This window comes from Halomonas sp. AOP13-D3-9 (assembly GCF_052379125.1).
Classification (GTDB): Bacteria; Pseudomonadota; Gammaproteobacteria; order Pseudomonadales; family Halomonadaceae; genus Vreelandella.
Window position 1 is genome coordinate 65,903 of record NZ_JBQSYH010000007.1, and the last position, 20,451, is coordinate 86,353.

Genomic DNA, 20,451 nt, shown 5'->3' on the forward strand with positions numbered 1-20,451 from the left:
TTTCGAACACAAGTTTTTTCGAACATTAAGCGCATTGTTTCGCTGTATTGCGTTGAGGAAATCGAAATGTCCCGGGTAACACTTTCACAATGGCAAATGTTGGCCGCCGTGGTTGACCACGGTGGGTTTGCGCGTGCGGCAGAGGCGGTACATAAAAGCCCTTCCACGCTGAACCATGCCGTGCATAAATTAGAAGAGCAGCTCGGCGTCCAGGTGTTGGAGCCTATTGGCCGACAGGTGCGATTAACCGAGGCGGGTGAGCTGCTGCTTCGACGTGCGCGCCAATTAATCGAGAGCGCGGCGTCACTTGAGGATGTCGCCACCCGGCTAGCCGCAGGTTTAGAAGCAGAAGTGGTGGTGGCTATCGATCAGGTGTTTCCTGCCGCGGCTCAAGCCAAGGCGTTAGAGCGCTTCTCTGAAACCTACCCCCAGGTGCGCGTTCAGTTACACGAGAGTGTGCTTAATGGCGGCATTGAAATGCTCTACGATGGCCGCGCCGATTTGGTGATCTCCGGGATTGAGGCGCAGGGCTTCTTGGGCGAGCCGTTGGTAACGGTGCGTTTTGTTGCCGTGGCACACCCCCAGCATGCGCTGCACCAGTTGGGCCGTTCGTTAGATCTGCGCGACCTGGCCCAGCATCGGCAGTTAGTAGTGCGTGATTCAGCCCTGCGCCAATCAACCAACTCTGGCTGGTTGAAAGCGGAGCAGCGCTGGACCGTCAGCCACCTAAACACCTCGCTGGATATGCTAAGGCGTGGTCTTGGCTTTGCCTGGATGCCCGAGACACGCATTGCTGATGAGTTGAGAAGCGGTCAATTAAAACCGCTGCCACTGCCCGCGGGGGGGATTCGCGAAGTGCCGGTTCAGCTGATTTTTCGCGACCGGGATCGCGCAGGACCTGCGGCGCATGCGATGGCGGCTGCACTGAAACAAGCCGTGGTAAGCGAGTGCGCATTGCATGATTCGACTGACTCGAATGAAAGGCCGTAAAACATCCGCTTGAGCCTCCCTGAAGCGGGCGTATGCTGAAAACAGTGATGCAATAACTAAAAAACCCAAACGACTTTTCAGGAGACGCCCAATGGGATTACTTGTAAATGGTAAGTGGCAAGACCAGTGGTATGACACCAAAAAACACGGTGGCGAATTTGTACGCGAATCCGCCCAGCTTCGTGACTGGGTGGGCAGCCAGCCGGAGACTGACGGTGAATGCTACCCAGCGGAAAAAGATCGTTATCATTTATATGTCTCGCTAGCCTGCCCCTGGGCGCATCGCACGCTGATTATGCGTAAGTTGAAAGGGCTAGAGCCGTTGATCGGCACGTCCCATGTTAGCCCTTTGATGCTCGACCAAGGCTGGACGTACCGCCAGGACGAAGGTGCCAGTGGCGATCCCGTTAACGGCGTCGATTTCCATCACCAGTTGTATACCATGACCGACCCGCACTACACCGGTCGCGTGACCGTGCCCGTGCTATGGGATAAACAGCGCAGCGCCATCGTTAATAATGAGTCTGCAGACTTGCTACGTATTTTTAACCGTGCGTTTGATGAATTGACCGGCAACGACCTGGATTTTTACCCAGAAGATCTGCGCGGTGTCATTGACGACGTAAACGCCGATGTCTACGACCACATCAATAACGGCGTTTATAAATCAGGCTTTGCCACCGATCAGACGGTTTATGAGAAGCACGTGAAGGCATTGTTTGACGCCCTAGAGCGGATGGAAGCGCGCTTGGCCGGGCAGCGCTATTTGGCCGGGGAGTGGTTAACCGAGGCGGATATTCGTCTGTTTACCACACTGATCCGGTTTGACGCGGTTTACTATGGCCACTTCAAATGCAATTTTAAGCGCATTGAAGATTATCCCAATCTTTCCAATTACGTGAGGGAAATCTATCAGTGGCCGGGGGTGGCTGAGACCGTCAACATGGATCATATCAAGCGCCACTACTACTACAGTCACGATACGATTAACCCTACGCGGATTGTGCCTGCTGGACCGCTGCTTGATTTTCAGCAGCCCCACGACCGAGAGCGTTTGCCGGGCAAAGGGGTGCGGAGTAAATAGACGTGTAGCGTAAGTAGTGAACGCGCCACTAAGCGGTTTCCACCAAAAAGGGCCACCCAAACGGGCGGCCCTTTTGCTTGCTTATTGGTGCTTGCTGGCTTGGCTTAACTTTATTCGCCTGCGTTTACCGCATCACGAGTACGCTGCCAAGCGCTCTCAGCGCCTTCTTGGGTGGTTTGCCAAGCGTCACGGGCGTTGGCTTTGGTCTGTTCCCACCAGTCATTATCATAAGCGGGGAAGGCTTCCACCTCTTCCTGGCTGGCTTCAACCATGATGCGGTGCTCGGTGTCACCGTCGCCTTCAGTCTCGGTTTCGAGAGTGAAGTAATCGGTATCGACAACGATTTCGCGTCCGCCCAGGCCAAGCACTGAGCCACTTTCAATCACGATGGCGCTGATACGCATCTCTTCATCAAACAAGATGTCATCAACATCGCCGATCTCTTCACCGGAACCGCCGGCAAAATAGACCTCTGCATCCAGAATGTCGTCGGCAGAATACATGCCCTGGGGCTCGTCTTGGGCATGAGCGCCCATCGCAAAGCTTCCCAGTAGGGCAGTACTGATCGCTGTAGTCAGAATTGTCTTACGCATAGCATCTCTCCATGTGGCTACGATAAAGGGTAGGTCGTTTAGCGGATATAGCTGACAATGCCGACCTACTTAAAATGGAACCTACTGCTTATCGGCCCAGTCGTCGGCTTGACGCTCTGCTTCTTCGCGTTCAAGGCCATATCTCTGTTGAAGCTTGCCTACCAACTGGTCTTTCTTACCGCCGATTTGATCCCATTCATCGTCGGTAATTTCGCCCCAACTGGAACGGGCCTTACCCTTCATTTCTGTCCATTTGCCTTCAATTTGATCCCAGTTCATCGCATCGCTCCTTGAGAATAGTGAACTTGTTTAGGCAATTCTTAGGTTAGACTATATATGCACAAGTGCAAGCGCTTGATTCATTGTGGTGCAAGATTGCGAGGTAAGAGAATGTGCGTGAAAAAACTGGTCATGAGCAAAATGCGGTGTTAGGATGCGCCTTCCTCGCATGTGTTGACCCCTCCATCATGACGGTGAGTGTTTGTCTACGTAATTATTAATGAAATAGCTATTAATGACACAGCTATCAATGAGTCAATATTAATAGTTATTCGTAGCAGCGCTTACGGGAACATCTCGCCAATTGCTAGATGTTCATTGCTGTGAAGATGGCGCGCCTCCAGTATTTCACCACACGGGTGAGATCGGCGCAGTAGGTCGCCACAACGGTTGGCCCGTTAACGCGGTGCTTGCCAACCGGATGCTAGGTGCGACCGGCGTCTCCGACTCCATTGATGGCTTTAACCGCTACGGCGGTGCCTGTTATCGACAACGACCACACTTTATGCCGTTGTGCGATGACAGAGTCAGAGACGCTTATGATGTTTTTTGCCGGTATTTACCGGCCTACCAAGGTGTGATTAATGACCTCGACTTCTGTCGCCTCGCCGAGCTTCGGCGATCTGGCTCTTTTGCCTGCCGTTCTGTCTGCTGTTGAATCACAGGGCTACCTAGTTCCTTCACCGATTCAGGCACAAACCATCCCTGCGCTGCTTGAAGGCCGCGATATGCTGGGCCAGGCCCAGACGGGTACCGGCAAAACTGCAGCGTTTGCATTACCGTTACTGTCACGTTTAGAACTGACTCGCCGCGAGCCGCAAGTGTTGGTGATGGCGCCAACCCGCGAGCTGGCGCAGCAAGTAGCCGCCTCTTTTAGTAAGTATGGCCAAAACCTCAAAGGTCTTGAAGTTGCCACCCTATGTGGCGGTCAAGAGTACCGTGAACAGTTGGGCGCCCTGAAGCGTGGCGCGCAAGTGGTTGTGGGTACCCCAGGCCGTATTATCGATCACCTGGATCGCGGTAGCCTGAAGCTTGATGGCCTGTCCGCCTTAGTGCTGGACGAAGCTGATGAAATGCTGCGCATGGGCTTTATCGACGACGTAAAACGCGTGGTTGCCGATACCCCGAAAGATGCCCAGCGTGTGTTCTTCTCGGCGACACTGCCGACTGAAATTGAGCGCATCGTTAACCGCTATTTGGTTAATCCGGTGAAAGTCGCCATTGAGTCTGGCACCACGACCGGCGAGAACATCGAACAGCGCATTGTGCGCGTTGATGGCGGCGCTAAGCTGGAAGCGCTGTCGCGTATTCTTGAAGTTGAACCGGTCGATGGCGCTATCGTCTTTGTGCGTACCCGTGCTGCGTGTACCACGCTGGTTGAGCAACTGACTGCCCGTGGCGTTAACGCCGCAGGCTTGTCGGGTGATCTCGATCAGAGCCTGCGTGAGCGCACCATTACGCGCTTGAAGCGTGGCAAAGTCGACGTGCTGATTGCGACTGATGTGGCTGCGCGTGGTCTAGACGTATCGCGCATTACTCACGTTATCAACTACGATCTACCCCAAGATGCGGAAGCCTACACCCACCGTATCGGTCGTACTGGTCGTGCGGGCCGCAGCGGCATCGCGATTACCTTTGCGGGTTTCCGTGAAGGCCGTAAAGTAGGCTGGATGGAGCAGGCAACCGGTCAGAAAATGACCGAAATGCCGCTGCCTGATGAAAGTGCGATTCGCGCCCACCGCGATGACGTTTTCTATCAGCGCGTTATTGCCTCTTTAACCAAAGGCGCCGAAGAGCAGCGTGCGCTGATTGAGCGTCTGGTCGAAGAAGGTCATGACCCGATTGAGCTGACCTGTGCGTTTGCCGCCATGGCACGTGCTGACGAAGCGCCGATTGGTCGCCTACAGGCGCCGCGCAAAGAGAAGCCTTCGCGTGATGGCGCACCCGCCGGTAAGCCGGGCGCTCGTCGTGAACGCACTAGCGGCCCGACCGAAGGCATGACGCGCTACCGCGTTTCCGTGGGGCATAAAGATGGCGTTAAGCCGGGTCAACTCGTTGGTGCCCTGGCTAATGAAGGTGGTATTGAAGGCGCGCGTATCGGCCGTATCGATATCCGCAACGCTTTCTCTGTGGTCGAACTGCCGAGCGGCTTGCCCGCAACGATTCTGACCAAGATGGCACGTGCCCGTGTTGCCGGTCGTCCGCTGGAAATCAGCGAAGATAGCGCACCGGCAGAGCGTGCACCGCGCCGCCGTCGCGACGAAGGCGATGCGCCGGTTCGTCGTCGCGAACGCGCCTAAAGATTGATCAGTCGCCGTTAAACGGCGCCTGAGAAAATCTCAAACGCCCCCGTACCTTTCCAGGTGCGGGGGCGTTTTTTTGCTACCTTGATTACCATTCACTAGACCAAGGAGGATGATATGTCAGCACCGTTACACGAATGGAATTTGGCGCCTAAAGAGGCGAGAGCCCTGCAGACAGAGCTGGCCAAGCGCTTGGAAATGACCGATCGCCTAGCGCCGGTAACGCATATCGCTGGGGTAGATATCGGTTTTGAAGAGCGTGGCGAAATCACCCGGGCAGCGGTGGTGGTATTGAAGTGGGACCCTGCCACCGCACCCGATTTAAGCGTGGTAGAGCAGGTGATCCACCGCGAACCCACGCGCATGCCGTACATCCCTGGTTTGCTGTCGTTTCGCGAAATCCCCGCTGCGCTGGGCGCGTTTGAAAAACTCAGCGTGATGCCTGAGCTGGTGATGGTCGATGGCCAGGGTATTGCGCACCCACGCCGGTTAGGGGTGGCGGCTCATCTAGGGCTATGGCTGGATTTGCCCACCATTGGGATTGCCAAGTCGCGCCTGTGTGGTCAACACGCTGAGGTGGGCGAGCAGCGCGGTGACAGGGTGCCGCTTTACGCGGGGCAAGAGACCATTGGTGCGGTTTTGCGCTCCCGTACCAAGGTTAAACCAGTGTACGTATCGCCTGGGCACCGCATCACCTTGGAAACATCGCTTGAATGGGTGATGCGCTGCTTAGGACGTACCAAGCTGCCTGAGCCAACGCGGCTGGCGGATCGCTTGGCCTCACGTCGAGATCAGCGTCGCATTGACTAAGGGCAGTGGCCACGCGCTATACAAACGCCAAAAAGCGCCGCAGCAAGCTGGTGGCTTCATGGCAGTCCACAATGTTCGCCAGCAGAGTATCGGGCTCTTCGCCCTGGTCGCGCAGCGCGGCACGTTGGCGCTCAAGGTAGGCACGCATCACCGGCGCAGTAAACTCGGGGTGAAACTGGACGCTCCACTGGCGTGGGCCGTAGCGTAGCGCCTGGTGGGCGTCGTGGCTGTTATGGGCCAGCACTGTGCAACCGTGAGGCGCTTGCATCACCGATTGGGCATGGGTCAGGTGGGCGGAAAAACTTTCTGGTAGCTGTCTAAACAAAGGGTCTTGCTGCCCCGCTTGGGTTAGCCGCACGGTACGCGTGCCGGATTCCCTGCCCGCCGGGTGGTAGTCGCTCACGCCACCAAAAGCGGCGGCCATTAACTGGTGACCATAGCAAACGCCTAGCATCGGCGTTTCGTTTGCCAGCGCCTCTTGCAGCCATGGTTTAAGCGCCTCGCTCCAGGGTTCGGCTTCGCTGACCATGCTGTGCGAGCCGGTAATCACAATGCCCGCGAGTGCTTTAAGATCAGGTGCGCTGGGTTGGCGGGTTGCATCCCATACCTGTAAATCTAAATGTGCCGGTAGAGCCGTGCTAAGCTGCTTTTCAAATAGCGTTTCAAAATCACCGTGCTGGTCGACAACTTCCGGAAAAGCGTCGCCGGTTTTAATGATTAATACACAGGCCATATCACTCCCTCGGTAGGATGAAACGCAAACGTTGAACAAAGGCCTTTCAGGCAGAACGCAAAGGCATGAAGATAGCCTACCATGGCTTATCAAATGGCCAACACGTATTCATTATTAACCTTATAAGGAGACGAGAATGCAACAGATTACCCGCGCAGGCGAACCGCTAGATGTGGCTGGCACACTGCCTGCAAAAGGGCAGCCGGCACCTGCGATGACGCTGACCAACACTGATTTGCAAGACGTTACGCTCGATACCTATGCAGGCAAGCGTAAAGTGCTGAATATCATTCCCAGTGTAGATACGCCTACTTGTGCCATGTCTACGCGGCACTTTAACGAGCTGGCGTCTAACCTTGCGGATACCGTGGTATTGGTTGTCTCTGCGGACTTACCGTTTGCGGCCAAGCGCTTCTGTGGGGCGGAAGGTTTGGATAACGTCGAAACGCTATCGACTTTCCGCCACGCTGAGTTTCGCGAAGCCTGGGGCGTAGCGCTGTGCAACAACCCCATGGAAGGCCTTTGCGCCCGTGCAGTCGTGGTACTGGATGCCGATAACCGGGTGCTGCATAGTGAGCTGGTGAGCGAGTTGAAGAACGAGCCTGATTATGAGGCTGCCTTGGCGGTACTGAACTAGCTCGTATGCCGTTTAGCATGCCGCTCTGACGCCCTCACCAGCGCGCGAATCAAGCGCTGCTGGGGGCGATTGAAAATCAACCACTCCGGGTGCCACTGGACGCCAATCAAGAAGCCGTGTTCCCGCGACTCAATGCCTTGCACCAAACCATCCCTGTCACGTGCAACGATTTCAATCCCTCTACCCGCTTGATAAACGGCTTGATGATGCAGGCTGTTAACCCGACACCAGGTAACCCCTAGCAAGCGATGCAATTTACTCGCTCCTACGATATCAACGGTTTTGCGCGGGAGTACGGTGCGTCGCCGCTTTAGCCCTTCATGGGTCGTGTAGATGTCGGGATCCAGGGTGCCGCCAAGGTGTACGTTGATTAATTGCGCCCCTCGGCAAATACCCAGTACAGGGGTATCCAGCGGGATAAAGCGCTCAAGTAGGGTGAGCTCCAGCTCATCCCGGGCGGGGTCAAGGCGCACATCCAGTTGGACTTCGCCGCCATAAAGGTGGGCCTGAATATCGTCGCCGCCGCCGATGATTAAACCATCAAGGCTTTCTGGCTGCGGGCGCGAAGGAGATAAACGCAGCGGTTTGCCGCCATGCCGCCAGACGGCAAACCAATCGAAACACCACGCTAAATGGCTTTTTTGGTCAGAGGTAGTAATTCCGATAAGCGGCCGAGACATGCGGGTGGTTACTCACTGTTGCGGGAAATAAAGAACGAAAAAAACTAGTGTTTACGGCGTAGCCAGTGGGTCAGTTTCTCTTTTACACGGGTCAATATGGGGCGGTTATGATCGGCGATGTACTCATCGCACCGGGCGAGCAAAACGTCAGCATTAGCGGCCAGTTTCTCAACCTCTACCCAGCGATTCCACTCGACCACGGAGCCCCACCCCGGCTGTGAAAGCTGGGCGTTGGGTAGGCGATAGTGAAAGGTAGGGCGCGGCTTGGTAAGCTGCTTATGCAGTAATTCATGGGCATGATCGGGTCGCAGGAAGGCAAATAGCGGCAACATATCCAGCTCGCGGTTGCGCGTTGGATTGTAGCCCAAATAGTCGTCAATCAGCGTGTCGAGATCCGGCGAATAGCGGCTATCAAGCACTTTTAACGCATAGGCTTTGGGGAATGGATTCGCGTGGGGCAGCATCTCACGGGTAATATCGACTTTAATTTCGTCACGCAGCCAGCTAGCTAACAGCAGGTAAGCACGCAGCATGGCCAGCAAGTAGTCAACGTCGAAACGCTCCACTTCGGGGTTTAGGTGTAACCCAAACCCATACAACAGGCTGGCATCGGTGCCCTTGGCGCCATGCTTACGCAGTGCCTCGAATAGCGTGTCTAAATCTTCCAGCTCATCCCAGGGGATGGGGGGGCAAACGATTTCGGTAGGCACTAGACCGGTGACCATATCACCAATCAATTCGCGGGTTTTTTGATGAAACTCGATCCGCCGCTGATGCTGATGGCGCGCCCACTCGCTGTCTTGGGCGTGCGGGTCGTCAACGAGTGTTTTGTCAGGATGAGCGTACTGAGTGTCGAGCTCGATACCAAATTCGCCCCAGCGTGTATCCTCTACGAGTAGCCGATGAGGGCTTACCACGTTAAGCTCCCCGCCAAACAGCTCACGTACAATCATCGCTGTGTCCCGGGGCGGCAGGCCTGCGAATTCAATTTCAACGCCAACCTGCCGAATTTTCCCATGGCTGTTTAAGCGGTTGGGTGGAGCTTGTAGCGTCATCTCGCCATCCTTGAGGTGAACGTTTAGGTTTCCAGCCTATCATAGTCACGCGTTGAGACTGTGCGTATTACTGGCGTAGCGGCAGCAGATGATAAGCAGAGCGCCATCTAAGCTAATTTTCAGGAGTAAGGCGTGCGACAGCACTGGTTAATCAACTCGCTAACAGGCCTTGTCTTGTTTGTCTTGGCAAGCCTGGTATTGACGAGTACGGCAATTACGCAGGCCCAGGCGCAAACGGTGTCGCTTCCCAGCTTGGGCGGTGGTTCTGAAGAGCAAACGGCCGAGGTCAGTGGTGAAGAGTTCCAGGCGTCCTTGAATGACGTCATCACCATGCTCGAAAGCGAGCAACAGCGCACCGAGCTGCTTAAATCGCTACGCGAGTTGCAGGTCACCGCTGACGCTGCCAGTGAGGATGAAGGCGTGGTGCGCCAAGGGCTGCTGGGGGCTCTCGCTGACACCTTAAGTGACCTGGGTGATCAGGCCCAGGCGGGGGACTCGCCGGTTGATCAGTGGTCACGCCAGTTGGTTCAAGGCGCAGATGATTTGCGCGCGCTTAACGATGATGCCGATCAGGGCGAGGCGATTCGGGCGGTGGCCGAGGGCGCCGTGCTTGCGCTGATTTGGGGAGTGCTGCTGGTCGTCATGATTGCCTTTGGACGCATGGTGGCCACCCGGCGGGAGTGGCCGCTGGATTTACCCCGGGACCCAAAAGGCTGGTTGATGGCGGTGCACTTCTTGCGCCGTATGCTGCCTTGGGCGTTGTCGTTTGCTATCACGCTGGGCATTGGTCAGGTGCTGCCTGATAGCCCTGGGCGAACGCTGGTGCTGGTGGTGGCCTATATTTGCCTGTGTGGTCGGGCGCTCTCGGTGGTATTTGAAACGGTTATCGCATTCTTTAGCCGCGGCCATCGGTTTACCGCGGTTCAACTGCTTCAACAGCACGCGCTGCGCGGCCTGTTTGTGATCGGTGCCTTAATTGCGCTTGGCGATGCGGTTAACTCCTCTCGCTTGGTCGAAATGCTTGGCAGCGAGCTATCGAGCCTAGTGTCGGTGCTTTCCAATATGTTGGCGGCGCTGCTCGCGGCGCGGTTTATTATCAAATTCAAACGCCCCGTACGCCATTTGATTTGCAATCGCCCCTTCAAGCAGCGTCGTGATGCCAGCGCCGCGGTCGAGATGATCCGCTCCCTGGGTGGGCTATGGCACATACCTGCGTTACTGATGGTGAGTGGTTCACTGTTGGCGATTTTTATCACCGTTGGCGATGTAGGCACCGCGCTGGCACGCTCAATTATTTCCGCCAGCCTGTTGGTGTTAACGCTGGTGGTCACTGGGCTGCTGCGCCGCCAAGCGGAACGGATGGGCAAGCGCCGACACCGACACCGCCAGAGCCAGTATCGTAAGCGTTTAGAGCGCTTCGGTTTTGTGCTGGCGCATATCTGTTCATGGATGGTGTTTGCCGAGCTCTCCATGCAGGTGTGGGGCAGTTCGTTCTTTGGGCTGGGCCAGCAGGCCGTGGCCAGCGCGCGGATTGGTCAAGCGCTGGTGAGCCTGGGCGCCACCGTACTATTGGCATGGCTAGTGTGGATCTTCGCTGACACCGCCATTCAGCGGGCACTTACGTCGTCGGCACGCTCTCGGGGGCGGCGGGTTAATCAGGCCCGGGCGCAAACCATCACGCCGATGATTCGCAATGTTATCTTCGTCACCATTTTGATTATTGCCTTCATCGCTGGGCTGGCGAATTTGGGTGTCAATGTCACGCCGCTGCTAGCCGGTGCGGGTGTGATCGGTCTAGCGATTGGTTTTGGCGCCCAGACGTTGGTACAGGATTTGATTACCGGTATTTTTATCTTGATTGAGGATTCGCTGGCGGTAGATGACTTTGTACAGATCAATAACCATATGGGTACGGTCGAAGGGCTGACGCTGCGCACCGTGCGGCTGCGCGATTTGGATGGGATTGTGCATATCATCACCTTTAGCCGCATTGAGTCGATTCATAACATGTCGCGCCAGTTTGGCATCGCGCTGATGCGTATCCGTATTCCGTTTGATATGAAAATCGACGATGCGATTACGCTGATGCAGGAGACCGCCCAGGAGCTGCGCCGCGATCCGATGATGCGCCACTATATTTGGTCGCCGCTGGAAATGCAGGGGGTCCAGGGCTTTGAGGATGGCTGCCCTATCCTACGCATGCGTTTTCGTACCGCACCGGAGATGCAGTGGGATGTCTCACGGGCGTTTAACCTGCTGCTGAAGCAGCGCATGGAAGCCCAAGAGATTGACCTGGGCGTGCCGCGTCTCAGTGTCAGTATGGAAGCGCGCTCCGAAGACCGTATGGAGGCTACCGCGGGGACTTCGTTCTCGCTAGACACAGACTCGCAAGAAAACGACCCACCTGAGCGTGAACAGGGCAAGGGTGAATCAGCCCAAGAAGCTACATCAAATCCAGAGGAACATAAGAAACCCGCGCCGCCGAAACCGGCGCCGCGCCCCACAAAAGCCGAGATTCGCAAGGATGAACAGGAGCGTAAACACGATAACACGGCTAATCGTGCGGCTTCACATCGGCACAAACCCCAGGCACAGGGCGAGCCCCAGAGCGATACCTATGCCAGCCCCGGCGGCGAACATGGCGATCAGTAGCCACGGCCCGCGCCAGCGGCGCCAGCGGTTGTAAAGCGAGACCGCGTGGCTAACGCGGTCAACCAGTTCGTCGTGACGGGAAATCGCGTGGTCGGGGGGCAGTGAAAAGTCGTTGGCGACATCGCCCTGCCAGTGGGCGCCGTGGCTGAGCCCCAGGCGCGCGCGTAGCCTGCCGATATCGCTGACGGTGTCGTGCAGCGTATCGTAGGTTTCACGGCGTTCGGCAACGGCGAACACCGCCTCGGCATCCTGGCGTAGTGCGCTATGCTGGCAGCTAGCAACGGCTTGGCTGATTTCTTGGTCGTTGGCCTCGGGGGAAACCGCGAGGCGCTGGTACAAATCGCGCATAGGGGGCTATCGTTTCTCTTAGGACTGTCAATTCTTGTAGGCCAAACAGGGTGTGCGAGCAGGCTAGCGTTGCATGGCTTCAATAAGTTTGCATCAAATAATCGTAGGCGTTTTTAATACGCTGAAACCGCGCTGAAGCCAAGGCTACCTGGTGCTCGCTCTCCGAATAGAAGCGGTCTGGGTGGTGGAGCTGTGCCATCCGCCGATAGGCGTGGCGCACTTCTATACGGGTGGCGCCTGGGGTAAGTCCCAGCACCGAAAGCGCCCGCGTGGTGCGGTCCGGCGGCGGCGGTGAAGTGCGTTGCTGGCGATTGCGCTGCTCTTGATGATAAGAGTCTTGCTGACGAGAGCGTTGCTGAGAAGAGTGATCGCGAGAGCGGCGTTGCTGTTCCCGCTCGGCTTGTTCGCGCTGCTGTTGTTGCCTGTTCTGCTCCTGCTGGCGCGTCTGTTCCCGCTGGCGTTGCCGTTCGTGCTCGCGGGCTTGGCGAGCCTGCTCTTGGCGCTGCTGCTTCTCCTGCTGTTTTTGCTGCTTCTGTTGGTGGCGCTGCTCTTTTTTTCGCTGTTGCTGTTCGGCCTGGGCGTTGGCCTGTTGGTGCTGCCGTTCCGCCGCCTCGGCCTCGCGTGCTTTTCGGGCATGGTAATCTGGATCGTGAGTTTTCCAGTAGGCATCACGACTGGGGTCTTCGGGGGTGGTAAGCGAGGTGCCGGTGAGCTCCTTAAACAGGGTGTTTAAGGTCATTGGGGCAACGCTTAGCAAATCGGCCAAAAAGCGCAAAATATAGTGGTTGGCCAGCGACAGCTCGCCGTCATCGGTGGCAACGGTAATCGCTTGATGAATAACGCTGAGGCAGCGCTCTGTGCCGCACTCTTTGCGAACCACCTCGGCCGCTAGTTGGATCGCTTGCAGGTCTTGGCTATGGGCAATACTCATCACCGGGCCTAACTCATGCCCGTGGCGAAACTGTGCGGTCACCTGAGCTAGGCGGCGGCGCCGCTGCCCCTCTGAGACGTGTTGGCGGTGCACCAGCACCCAGGCCAACAGCAGCAGGGTTGCCGTATCCACTTGGCTACGGCTCTTTAATAGCAGCAGCTCAAAGGGTGAAAAACGGGCAATGGGCATTTCCTAGCTCCATAGACGAAGAGGTAAACAAAGGGCGGTGGCTTTGCGCAGCCCCATGATCATTTTAGCCATGGTATATCATCACGTTAGCCAAAGGAGTAGGAGATTGATGAGTTGATCAACGTTGAGCGTAAAAACAGCTTTCAGCTGCGTCTTACCCGGCGGCTCAAGGAAGAGACATCGCATAACCTCGACGTCTATCTTTTTGTGCCTGGCGAGCTTGGATTAAGCACCCAGCTTATCTCAGAAGAAGCCTTTTATCATGCGGCCATCAATGTCTCGCGCACCTACTACAGTGACGAGTATCTCTTACCCTTGGTGCACAGTCGATTGGCCAGTCGTAACCGCCTCGGCAGCGATTCGTACCGGTTGAGTCTGAGCCTCTACGCCTACCAATACGTGGAAGCGATGGAGCGCACGACTCGAGCGATGCTGGTGAACGCCAATAAGTTGCGCCACGCTCGCCAAGAGGAGCGGGAAGAAAACCGTGAGGTACAACAGAGTGCTGTCGCCCTACGCGACCAACTGCACGAAATGATCGACCTAAGTGACGGCATTCTCAAGCGGCTGCGACGCCATAAGCCCGATGATGAAAGCTTCAATAAGTACTTTGCCAATATCGATAACTACCTCTCCTGGTTTACCGAACAGCAGTTGCTGGCGTTGATAGCCCATATGCCCCGTGGAGGAGAGTTTACCGATATTCGTCGCCGTTTTATCAGCGTCTGCCATCGAGAGGATGAGTACCGCCGCGAGCAGCAGTACAACGCCGAGCGGGTTATGGCAGACCCAACACGCATGTCGAATAAAATGCGCCTGCTGCGGCGGCTGATTGAGCACCCGATTACCCTGAAACAAGCGGCGTTAGAGCTGGGTGGCGGTGAGCAGAAAGCGGTCAAGGCCCTGGCGACAGCCGTGGTGATGACATTTGTGACCTTGGGTGTACTGCAATTGCGCAGCGTGCTGGGCGGGATTACTGCCCTGTTCGTCTTAGCTATGGCGCTGCTCTACGCCATGCGTGAAGTGTTTAAGGATGATTTGCGCAATACCCTTTGGCGCTGGCTGCGTAAAGGACGCCCCAAGTGGCGCCGACAGTATCGCGACCCCACGCATAACGCCTTGGTGGGGCGTCAACTGGAATGGTTCGACTACAAGCGATTTGCCTCGCTGGGCGAGGATATTCAGCAGATGCGCCGTCGCAAGGTGGCTCAGCGGGAAGAGGTGGTGCTGCATTACCGCTCAAGCTCACGTATGTCGCCCACGCGCTTTTTAAGCGGCTACGAGCACACCCGCGAAACTCTCAACCTGGATATCTCCATGCTGACGCGGCTAATGAGTAAGGGCAAGCATCATATCTACCGTTTAAAAGATGGCCAAGCGGTGCGTGAGGGCGTCGAGCGCCGCCATCTGTTCAACTTGGTGATTCGGGAGACGGGTAGTGAGGATACGCCCTACCTCGCCCGCTGGAAGGTGGTTGTTAGCCGCTCGGGCATTGTCGATGTTGAGAAAGTCGAAGAGAGCAGTGTGGTGAAGGAGCAAAAATAAGAAAGGGGCAAATAAACTGCGCCAGATCAACGCCGCCTCAATGCGTTCATTGATATCGCCTCTCGACATGGGCAAATTGCCAGCAGCGAACTAGTCTCAAAGTACAGGCAGACTAACCTGCATCTGCTGCTCAGTCTTTAAAGGTTGAGCGCAAGGAGGAGTACAATGCAAGCTATTGATATTATGACGCCCAAAGTGGTGAGTGTGGGGCCTGATGCTGAAGTGCGAGAAATTGCCCAGTTGTTGCTCAGTCACCGTATCAGTGCCGTTCCCGTAGTGGATGAGGCTCACCAGGTGATTGGCATTGTCAGTGAAGGCGATTTAATGCGTCGAGTAAAAGGCGACGGTGATCATCGTGACTCCTGGTGGTTATCGCTGTTTACCGGCGGCAAGGACGCTGGCGACTATGTAAAGTCCCATGGTCGTAAAGCCCACGAGGTCATGACCCCGAATCCAATGACCGTCGAAGAGAACACGCCGCTGCACACCATTGCACGCATGTTGGAAAAACACCATATCAAGCGGGTGCCTGTGCTGCGTGATGGCAAGTTAGTGGGCATTGTTAGCCGTGCAAACCTGCTACAAGGTATTGCCAATGCCGCAGTGGCGCCGACCCAGTCGCCCACGGATGATCGGCAAATTCGCGAGGCTATTCTCAACGAGGTTGAGCATAATACCGGCGTACAGGTTGAAGGTATTAGCGTGATTGTGGATGGCGGTGCTGTGGAGGTCTGGGGGCTGGTTGAATCGCTTGAACAGAAGCAGGCGGTAACCGTTGCTGCGGAAAACGTGCCAGGGGTTACCCAAGTCGAAAACCATCTGGGCATGATGCCGCGGGGTGTGGGCTATATGTGACCTAAAGCCCGCTATTAAAGTAGCGGGCTCTGCTTTCTTTACCTTACACCACTGCTTTAATCGCCTGCTCTAAACTGTTTACGCTGCGCTCTGTGTGGTGCAGTTTATCGAGGCCAAATAAACCTATGCGGAAGGTTTGGAAGTTATCGCCTTCATCGCACATCAGCGGTACACCGCCCGCCACTTGAACGCCTGCTTGGGCAAGTTTGCCCACTAAGCCGCTATCGTCGCTATAGCACACCACCACGCCAGGAGCTTCAAAGCCTTCCGCAGCAACGCTTATAAAGCCGTGGCGGTTAAGCATGGCGCGGACTTCCCGGCCAATCGCCTGCTGCTCCTCTTTTACCTTGGCAAAGCCGTAGGCGCGGGTTTCCTGCATAATATCCCTTAGCTGCCGCAGTGCATCAGTAGGCATGGTGGCGTGGTAGGCGTGCCCGCCATTTTCATAGGCCTGCATAATACTGTGCCACTTGCCTAAGTCGCAGGCAAAGCTGTTGCTCTGGGTCTCACTCAAGCGCTGGATGGCGCGTTCAGAGAGCATCACCATGGCGCAGCAGGGCGAGCCGCTCCAGCCTTTTTGTGGCGCACTTACCACCACGTCAATCCCAAGTGCCAGCATATCCACCCACAGGGTGCCCGCGGCAATGGCGTCTAGCACTAATAAACCACCTACCTCGTGAGTGGCCTCTGCTAGCGCTTGAATATAGTCATCCGGAAGTAGCAAGCCAGCAGAGGTTTCGACTTGCGGGGCGAACACCACAGCAGGTTTTTCGCTGCGAATTTGCGCAATGGCCTCCTCAATGGGAACCGGCTGAAAAGGCGAGCGCGGGTCATCAGCCTGTAGACGCCGTGCTTTAAGCACCGTGTGCTGGTCGGTTAAGCGACCCATCTCAATAATTTGCGTCCAGCGGTAGCTGAACCAGCCGTTGCGAATAACCATGGTTTTCTGGTCAACGGCAAACTGGCGCGCCACCGCTTCCATGCCAAAGGTGCCGCTGCCAGGCACAATCACCGCTGCATGGGCGGTGTACACCTCTTTCAGCGTGGCGGAAATATCCCGCATCACACCTTGAAACTGCTGCGACATGTGATTCAGCGAGCGGTCTGTGTAGACCACCGAGTATTCAAGTAGACCCTCGGGGTCGACATTGGGCAGTAAACCAGCCATGGCGTTCTCCTGTCGTTAGAAACAGCCTGTTATTAGAAACAAATAATTAAACACGCATCTTGAGACACGTTAAAGCGCGAGGTTGCGTCTCAGAATACGGATAACTTCGTCGTGATGCCAATGGTGATGGTCTAGGCACTATAAGCGGGCTAGCGACTAAAGTTGCACACGAGTAAACGTTTACGTATTCGAGGTAAGCGTTTACTTTGTGGGTTATGCAGCACTTTTAAGCTGCTTTTGTGCTGTTAACCAGCTATGGCTAAGGAGAATAGATGACCATTAACGTTACCGTTTGGGGTGAAAACGTCCACGAACAAACCAATGAAGTCGTGGCGCGAATTTATCCAGAAGGTATGCATAACTGCATCGCCAAAGGGTTAAACGAAGCTGAAGGGCTCGATGCCCGTGCGGTCACTCTGCAAGACCCCGAACAGGGGCTAAGTGAAGAGATCCTAGAAAATACCGACGTGCTGCTGTGGTGGGGCCACGCTGCTCACGGCGATGTGCTGGAAGAGACCGTCGATCGCGTGCAGGCGCGCGTATTGCAGGGGATGGGACTTATAGTGCTGCACTCTGGGCACTACGCAAAAATCTTCAAACGCCTGATGGGCACGACCTGCTCACTCAAGTGGCGGGAAGCGGGAGAGCGCGAGCGGCTGTGGGTCGTTAACCCTGGTCACCCTATCGTTCAGGGCCTGGGCGACTATATCGAACTGCCGCACACCGAAATGTACGGCGAGCCGTTTGCGGTGCCCAACCCCGATGAAGTGATCTTTATCAGTGCTTTTGAGGGTGGTGAGGTATTCCGTTCAGGGCTGACCTACAAACGCGGCAACGGCAAGATTTTCTACTTCCGCCCTGGTCACGAAACCTACCCAATCTACTACGACGCACAGGTGAAAACGGTACTGAAGAACGCTGTGAAATGGGCGCGCCCGGAAGGCTCCCGGTGGATCGACAGCTGCCCCAATATTCCTGCCGATCAGGCCCCCAACCCGGTGGAAATCAAAGGCGAAGGGCTGCATAAACCCGGCGAAGGGGGCTTCAAATGATCCGCTTGGCGATTATTGGCGCTGGCAGTATGGCGGGGGAACACGCCAAGCACTTTAGCCGGATCGAGGGAGTGGAAGTGGTGGCGGTGTGCGATATGGAGCTGGCCAAGGCCCGTGATTTTGCTGGCCGTTATGGTATCGCCGATGCGTATGACGACCTGAAGACTATGCTGGCGCGGAAGGATATCCAAGCCGTTAGCAACGTCACGCCGGATGGTGTTCATAAGCGCACGTCACTGGCCGCGATCACCGCAGGTAAGCACATTCTGTGCGAAAAGCCGCTGGCGACGAATGCGGATGATGCTCATGAAATGGCCCAAGCGGCGCAGGCCGCCAAGGTCATCAATATGGTCAATTTTAGCTATCGCGATGCGCCGGCCATTCAGCACGCTCGTGCACTGATTACCGCTGGGGCGATTGGTCAAGTTCGCCACGTAGATGCCAGCTACCGGCAAAGTTGGTTGGTCAGCAATGAGTGGGGGCGCTGGGATCAGGAGAGTCAGTGGCTTTGGCGGCTTTCGGAAGCCCATGGCAGCAAAGGCGTATTGGGCGATGTGGGTGTGCATATTGTCGATTTCGCCAGCTTCCCGGTGGGCGATATTAGTCGCGTGAACTGCGAACTGACCTGCTTTGAAAAAGCCCCGAATAACCGCATCGGCGATTATCTATTGGATGCCAACGATACCGCGCTAATGCGAGTGACCTTTGCCAATGGGGCCAAGGGCAGCATTCAAGCCACCCGCTGGGCGACCGGGCACCATAACTCACTAACCCTGAGTGTACACGGTGATAAAGGTGCTATTCGTGTCGATTTAGACGCCTCGAAAGAGGACGTGCAGGTGTGTTTGGACGATGACGTTCACCCGGCGCGCTGGAGCACAGTGAAGGCACCGCCAACACCCAGTATCTATCAGCGTTTTGTGGAAAGCATCCGCAGTGGTCAAAACGACCAGCCGGACTTTGCCCGCGGCGCGGCGATCCAAACCGTTCTTGATGCCTGTGTTATCTCCAGTCAGGAAGATCGCAGCCTGGAAGTTGCAGTGTAATCAGCTTCGCAACGCCGGGCATTTTTCGGCACACTGGAGGCATTCCAGGTGAAAAATAGGGCGGGAAATAGCCGGTGAGAGATTCGGTGATAAAGAGCAAGCAAAGCGCCCAAACGGCCACCATCCGAGAAATTGCCCGGCGGGCCGAGGTATCGATTGCCTCGGTTAGCCGGGCCCTGAACGGCAAGCCAGGGCTCAGTGACGCCCTACGTGAGAAAATTTTGGCGATTAGTCGAGAAGTGGCCTATCAACCCAGCGCCGCGGCTCGTCAGCTAATCAGCGGTAAAACGGCGGTGGTAGGCATCTCTCTCGGCCGTCAGGATATCGAGCTACGTCCTTACTATATCTTGCTCTACCAGCATCTTACCGTGGCCCTCCATCAGCAGGGTATGGTGCCGGTGTTCTTTAATCACCAGCAAACCGCTGAATTACCCGAACGCGCGGGGGCGGCCATTTTGCTTGGTGAAGCCCCAGACGATGAGCGTCCGGCACTGCTTAAGGCCGCTGATATTCCTTTTGTACGCATAGGTGACGCCGGGGAAGGCTTTTCCGTCTCCCCAGACGATAGGCAGGGGCTGTATGAAATAACGCACCACCTCATTACCCAGGGCCGCAAGCGGTTGGCCTTTATGGGCGGTGAGCTAGAAGCACCGCGCCCGCATAGCCGCTTGGAGGGCTATCGGCGTGCGTTGGAAGAGGCGGGGCTTGCCGAACGCTTGATCAGCCTACCGCACCGCCTAGCGTCAGACTCCCTTAACAGCTATCGCTATCTAAATCGCTATTTAGACGAAGAGGGCACTCAACCACTGCCTTTTGATGCGCTGGTATGCGCCACCGACGAACTAGCGTTGGGCTGTGTGGCCGCGCTGGAAGACCGCGGGATCGAGGTGCCTGCTCAGGTCGCAGTAACGGGGTTTGATGACCTGCCCGCCCTCGCCACTGGGCTCACCACCGTACGGCAGGATATTGCCGAGATAGCCGAGACGAGCATGGCACTACTGGCAGAAGCGCGGGCGGGAGCAGCGCCCCGGCACGTATCGTTGCCGGTGGCGCTGGTGTTACGGGAAACGAGTTAGCGCGGGGGTAGCTGCTCTGGCCCAAAACCATCGGGTAGCAGGGCTTCCATGGTGTAGGTTTTCAGTAGTTCGCCGCTGCCGGATAGCACCTTGATTTGCGTTTCTGGCGTGGCGAACTCGCGGATGCGCTGACGGCAGTCGCCGCAGGGCGTGCATAAGTGATCGCCCGGGCCCATGACGTAGACCGTTGCCAATTGGCGTTGCCCTGCGGTTACCATAGCGGAAATGGCCGAGGCTTCGGCACACAGGCCTTTGTAGTGCGCCACTTCTACGTTAGTGCCCGCAAACTGCTGGCCATCCGGCGTCACCATTACTGATGCCACCGGGTGTGCTGAGTAGGGCACATAGGCGTTAGCCCGCGCGCTGAATAACTTCTCAACGATCTCTTCTGATACTTCATCCGTTTGCTGACTCATCACAACTTC

General features: G+C 56.2%; 20 protein-coding genes. 11 read left to right on the plus strand and 9 right to left on the minus strand.

Features of this window, described 5'->3' with window-relative positions:
• Nucleotides 1-66: 66 nt before the first annotated feature.
• A complete protein-coding gene (locus ACT3UM_RS09290) occupies nt 67-990 on the plus strand; it encodes a LysR family transcriptional regulator (protein ID WP_498898138.1) in 924 nt (307 codons plus the stop codon).
• 91 nt (nt 991-1,081) lie between these two features.
• The gene (locus tag ACT3UM_RS09295) at nt 1,082-2,074 is read left to right on the plus strand and encodes a glutathione S-transferase family protein (protein WP_498898140.1); all 993 of its coding nucleotides are present in this window, start codon (nt 1,082-1,084) and stop codon (nt 2,072-2,074) included.
• 110 nt (nt 2,075-2,184) lie between these two features.
• Here the strand turns inward: ACT3UM_RS09295 and ACT3UM_RS09300 are convergent, their stop codons facing one another.
• Nucleotides 2,185-2,667 carry a PRC-barrel domain-containing protein gene (locus ACT3UM_RS09300; RefSeq protein ID WP_498898142.1) on the minus strand — a complete coding sequence of 161 codons (483 nt, stop codon included), beginning with the start codon at nt 2,665-2,667 and terminating at the stop codon, nt 2,185-2,187.
• Between the two features lie 81 nt (nt 2,668-2,748).
• Nucleotides 2,749-2,946 (minus strand): CsbD family protein, encoded by a 198-nt coding sequence (locus ACT3UM_RS09305; protein ID WP_498898144.1) that lies wholly within the window; start codon nt 2,944-2,946, stop codon nt 2,749-2,751.
• Between the two features lie 584 nt (nt 2,947-3,530).
• On the opposite strand from ACT3UM_RS09305, the gene ACT3UM_RS09310 reads away from it, so the two are divergent.
• Together ACT3UM_RS09310 and nfi are read left to right on the plus strand one after the other, a co-directional pair.
• The gene (locus ACT3UM_RS09310; RefSeq protein WP_035577231.1) at nt 3,531-5,246 is read left to right on the plus strand and encodes a DEAD/DEAH box helicase; all 1,716 of its coding nucleotides are present in this window, start codon (nt 3,531-3,533) and stop codon (nt 5,244-5,246) included.
• A 120-nt stretch (nt 5,247-5,366) separates the two neighbouring features.
• Nucleotides 5,367-6,059 carry a deoxyribonuclease V gene (gene nfi, locus ACT3UM_RS09315; RefSeq protein ID WP_498898147.1) on the plus strand — a complete coding sequence of 231 codons (693 nt, stop codon included), beginning with the start codon at nt 5,367-5,369 and terminating at the stop codon, nt 6,057-6,059.
• A gap of 16 nt (nt 6,060-6,075) precedes the next feature.
• Here nfi and ACT3UM_RS09320 read toward each other — a convergent pair whose 3' ends face one another.
• The gene (locus ACT3UM_RS09320; protein ID WP_498898149.1) at nt 6,076-6,792 is read right to left on the minus strand and encodes a glutamine amidotransferase; all 717 of its coding nucleotides are present in this window, start codon (nt 6,790-6,792) and stop codon (nt 6,076-6,078) included.
• Between the two features lie 136 nt (nt 6,793-6,928).
• Between ACT3UM_RS09320 and tpx the strand changes: the two genes are divergently transcribed.
• On the plus strand, nt 6,929-7,429 hold the full coding sequence (gene tpx / locus ACT3UM_RS09325; protein WP_035577236.1) for a thiol peroxidase: 501 nt from the start codon (nt 6,929-6,931) through the stop codon (nt 7,427-7,429).
• Here the strand turns inward: tpx and ACT3UM_RS09330 are convergent.
• Together ACT3UM_RS09330 and ACT3UM_RS09335 are read right to left on the minus strand one after the other, a co-directional pair.
• Nucleotides 7,426-8,109, minus strand: a complete 684-nt coding sequence (locus ACT3UM_RS09330) for a gamma-glutamyl-gamma-aminobutyrate hydrolase family protein (RefSeq protein WP_498898151.1) — start codon at nt 8,107-8,109, stop codon at nt 7,426-7,428. The two genes, tpx and ACT3UM_RS09330, sit on opposite strands and share 4 nt — an antisense overlap.
• A gap of 44 nt (nt 8,110-8,153) precedes the next feature.
• Nucleotides 8,154-9,164: an amidoligase family protein gene (locus ACT3UM_RS09335; protein ID WP_498898153.1), complete on the minus strand. Its 1,011-nt coding sequence runs from the start codon at nt 9,162-9,164 to the stop codon at nt 8,154-8,156.
• 132 nt (nt 9,165-9,296) lie between these two features.
• Between ACT3UM_RS09335 and ACT3UM_RS09340 the strand changes: the two genes are divergently transcribed.
• Complete coding sequence (locus tag ACT3UM_RS09340; RefSeq protein ID WP_035577242.1) at nt 9,297-11,816, plus strand: mechanosensitive ion channel family protein; 2,520 nt, start codon at nt 9,297-9,299, stop codon at nt 11,814-11,816.
• Here ACT3UM_RS09340 and ACT3UM_RS09345 read toward each other — a convergent pair.
• Both ACT3UM_RS09345 and ACT3UM_RS09350 read right to left on the minus strand, forming a co-directional pair.
• Nucleotides 11,733-12,164 carry a hypothetical protein gene (locus tag ACT3UM_RS09345; RefSeq protein WP_035577244.1) on the minus strand — a complete coding sequence of 144 codons (432 nt, stop codon included), beginning with the start codon at nt 12,162-12,164 and terminating at the stop codon, nt 11,733-11,735. The two genes, ACT3UM_RS09340 and ACT3UM_RS09345, sit on opposite strands and share 84 nt — an antisense overlap.
• Before the next feature lie 79 nt (nt 12,165-12,243).
• A complete protein-coding gene (locus ACT3UM_RS09350; RefSeq protein ID WP_498898156.1) occupies nt 12,244-13,284 on the minus strand; it encodes a J domain-containing protein in 1,041 nt (346 codons plus the stop codon).
• Between the two features lie 114 nt (nt 13,285-13,398).
• Here ACT3UM_RS09350 and ACT3UM_RS09355 point away from each other — a divergent pair, with 114 nt between their 5' ends.
• A complete protein-coding gene (locus tag ACT3UM_RS09355) occupies nt 13,399-14,829 on the plus strand; it encodes a hypothetical protein (RefSeq protein ID WP_498898157.1) in 1,431 nt (476 codons plus the stop codon).
• Between the two features lie 165 nt (nt 14,830-14,994).
• Entirely contained in the window at nt 14,995-15,684 is a 690-nt protein-coding gene (locus tag ACT3UM_RS09360; protein ID WP_498898159.1) for a CBS domain-containing protein, read from the plus strand.
• A 43-nt stretch (nt 15,685-15,727) separates the two neighbouring features.
• Here ACT3UM_RS09360 and ACT3UM_RS09365 read toward each other — a convergent pair whose 3' ends face one another.
• The gene (locus tag ACT3UM_RS09365) at nt 15,728-16,852 is read right to left on the minus strand and encodes a pyridoxal-phosphate-dependent aminotransferase family protein (protein ID WP_498898161.1); all 1,125 of its coding nucleotides are present in this window, start codon (nt 16,850-16,852) and stop codon (nt 15,728-15,730) included.
• A gap of 272 nt (nt 16,853-17,124) precedes the next feature.
• Between ACT3UM_RS09365 and ACT3UM_RS09370 the strand changes: the two genes are divergently transcribed.
• From ACT3UM_RS09370 to ACT3UM_RS09380, 3 genes are all read left to right on the plus strand, one after another.
• The gene (locus tag ACT3UM_RS09370) at nt 17,125-17,904 is read left to right on the plus strand and encodes a ThuA domain-containing protein (protein WP_144810327.1); all 780 of its coding nucleotides are present in this window, start codon (nt 17,125-17,127) and stop codon (nt 17,902-17,904) included.
• On the plus strand, nt 17,901-18,950 hold the full coding sequence (locus ACT3UM_RS09375; RefSeq protein WP_498898163.1) for a Gfo/Idh/MocA family protein: 1,050 nt from the start codon (nt 17,901-17,903) through the stop codon (nt 18,948-18,950). Before ACT3UM_RS09370 ends, ACT3UM_RS09375 begins: the two co-directional genes overlap by 4 nt.
• An 86-nt stretch (nt 18,951-19,036) precedes the next feature.
• Nucleotides 19,037-20,026 carry a LacI family DNA-binding transcriptional regulator gene (locus tag ACT3UM_RS09380; protein WP_498898165.1) on the plus strand — a complete coding sequence of 330 codons (990 nt, stop codon included), beginning with the start codon at nt 19,037-19,039 and terminating at the stop codon, nt 20,024-20,026.
• Here the strand turns inward: ACT3UM_RS09380 and cdd are convergent.
• On the minus strand, nt 20,023-20,442 hold the full coding sequence (gene cdd, locus ACT3UM_RS09385; protein ID WP_498898166.1) for a cytidine deaminase: 420 nt from the start codon (nt 20,440-20,442) through the stop codon (nt 20,023-20,025). The two genes, ACT3UM_RS09380 and cdd, sit on opposite strands and share 4 nt — an antisense overlap.
• Nucleotides 20,443-20,451: the final 9 nt, after the last annotated feature.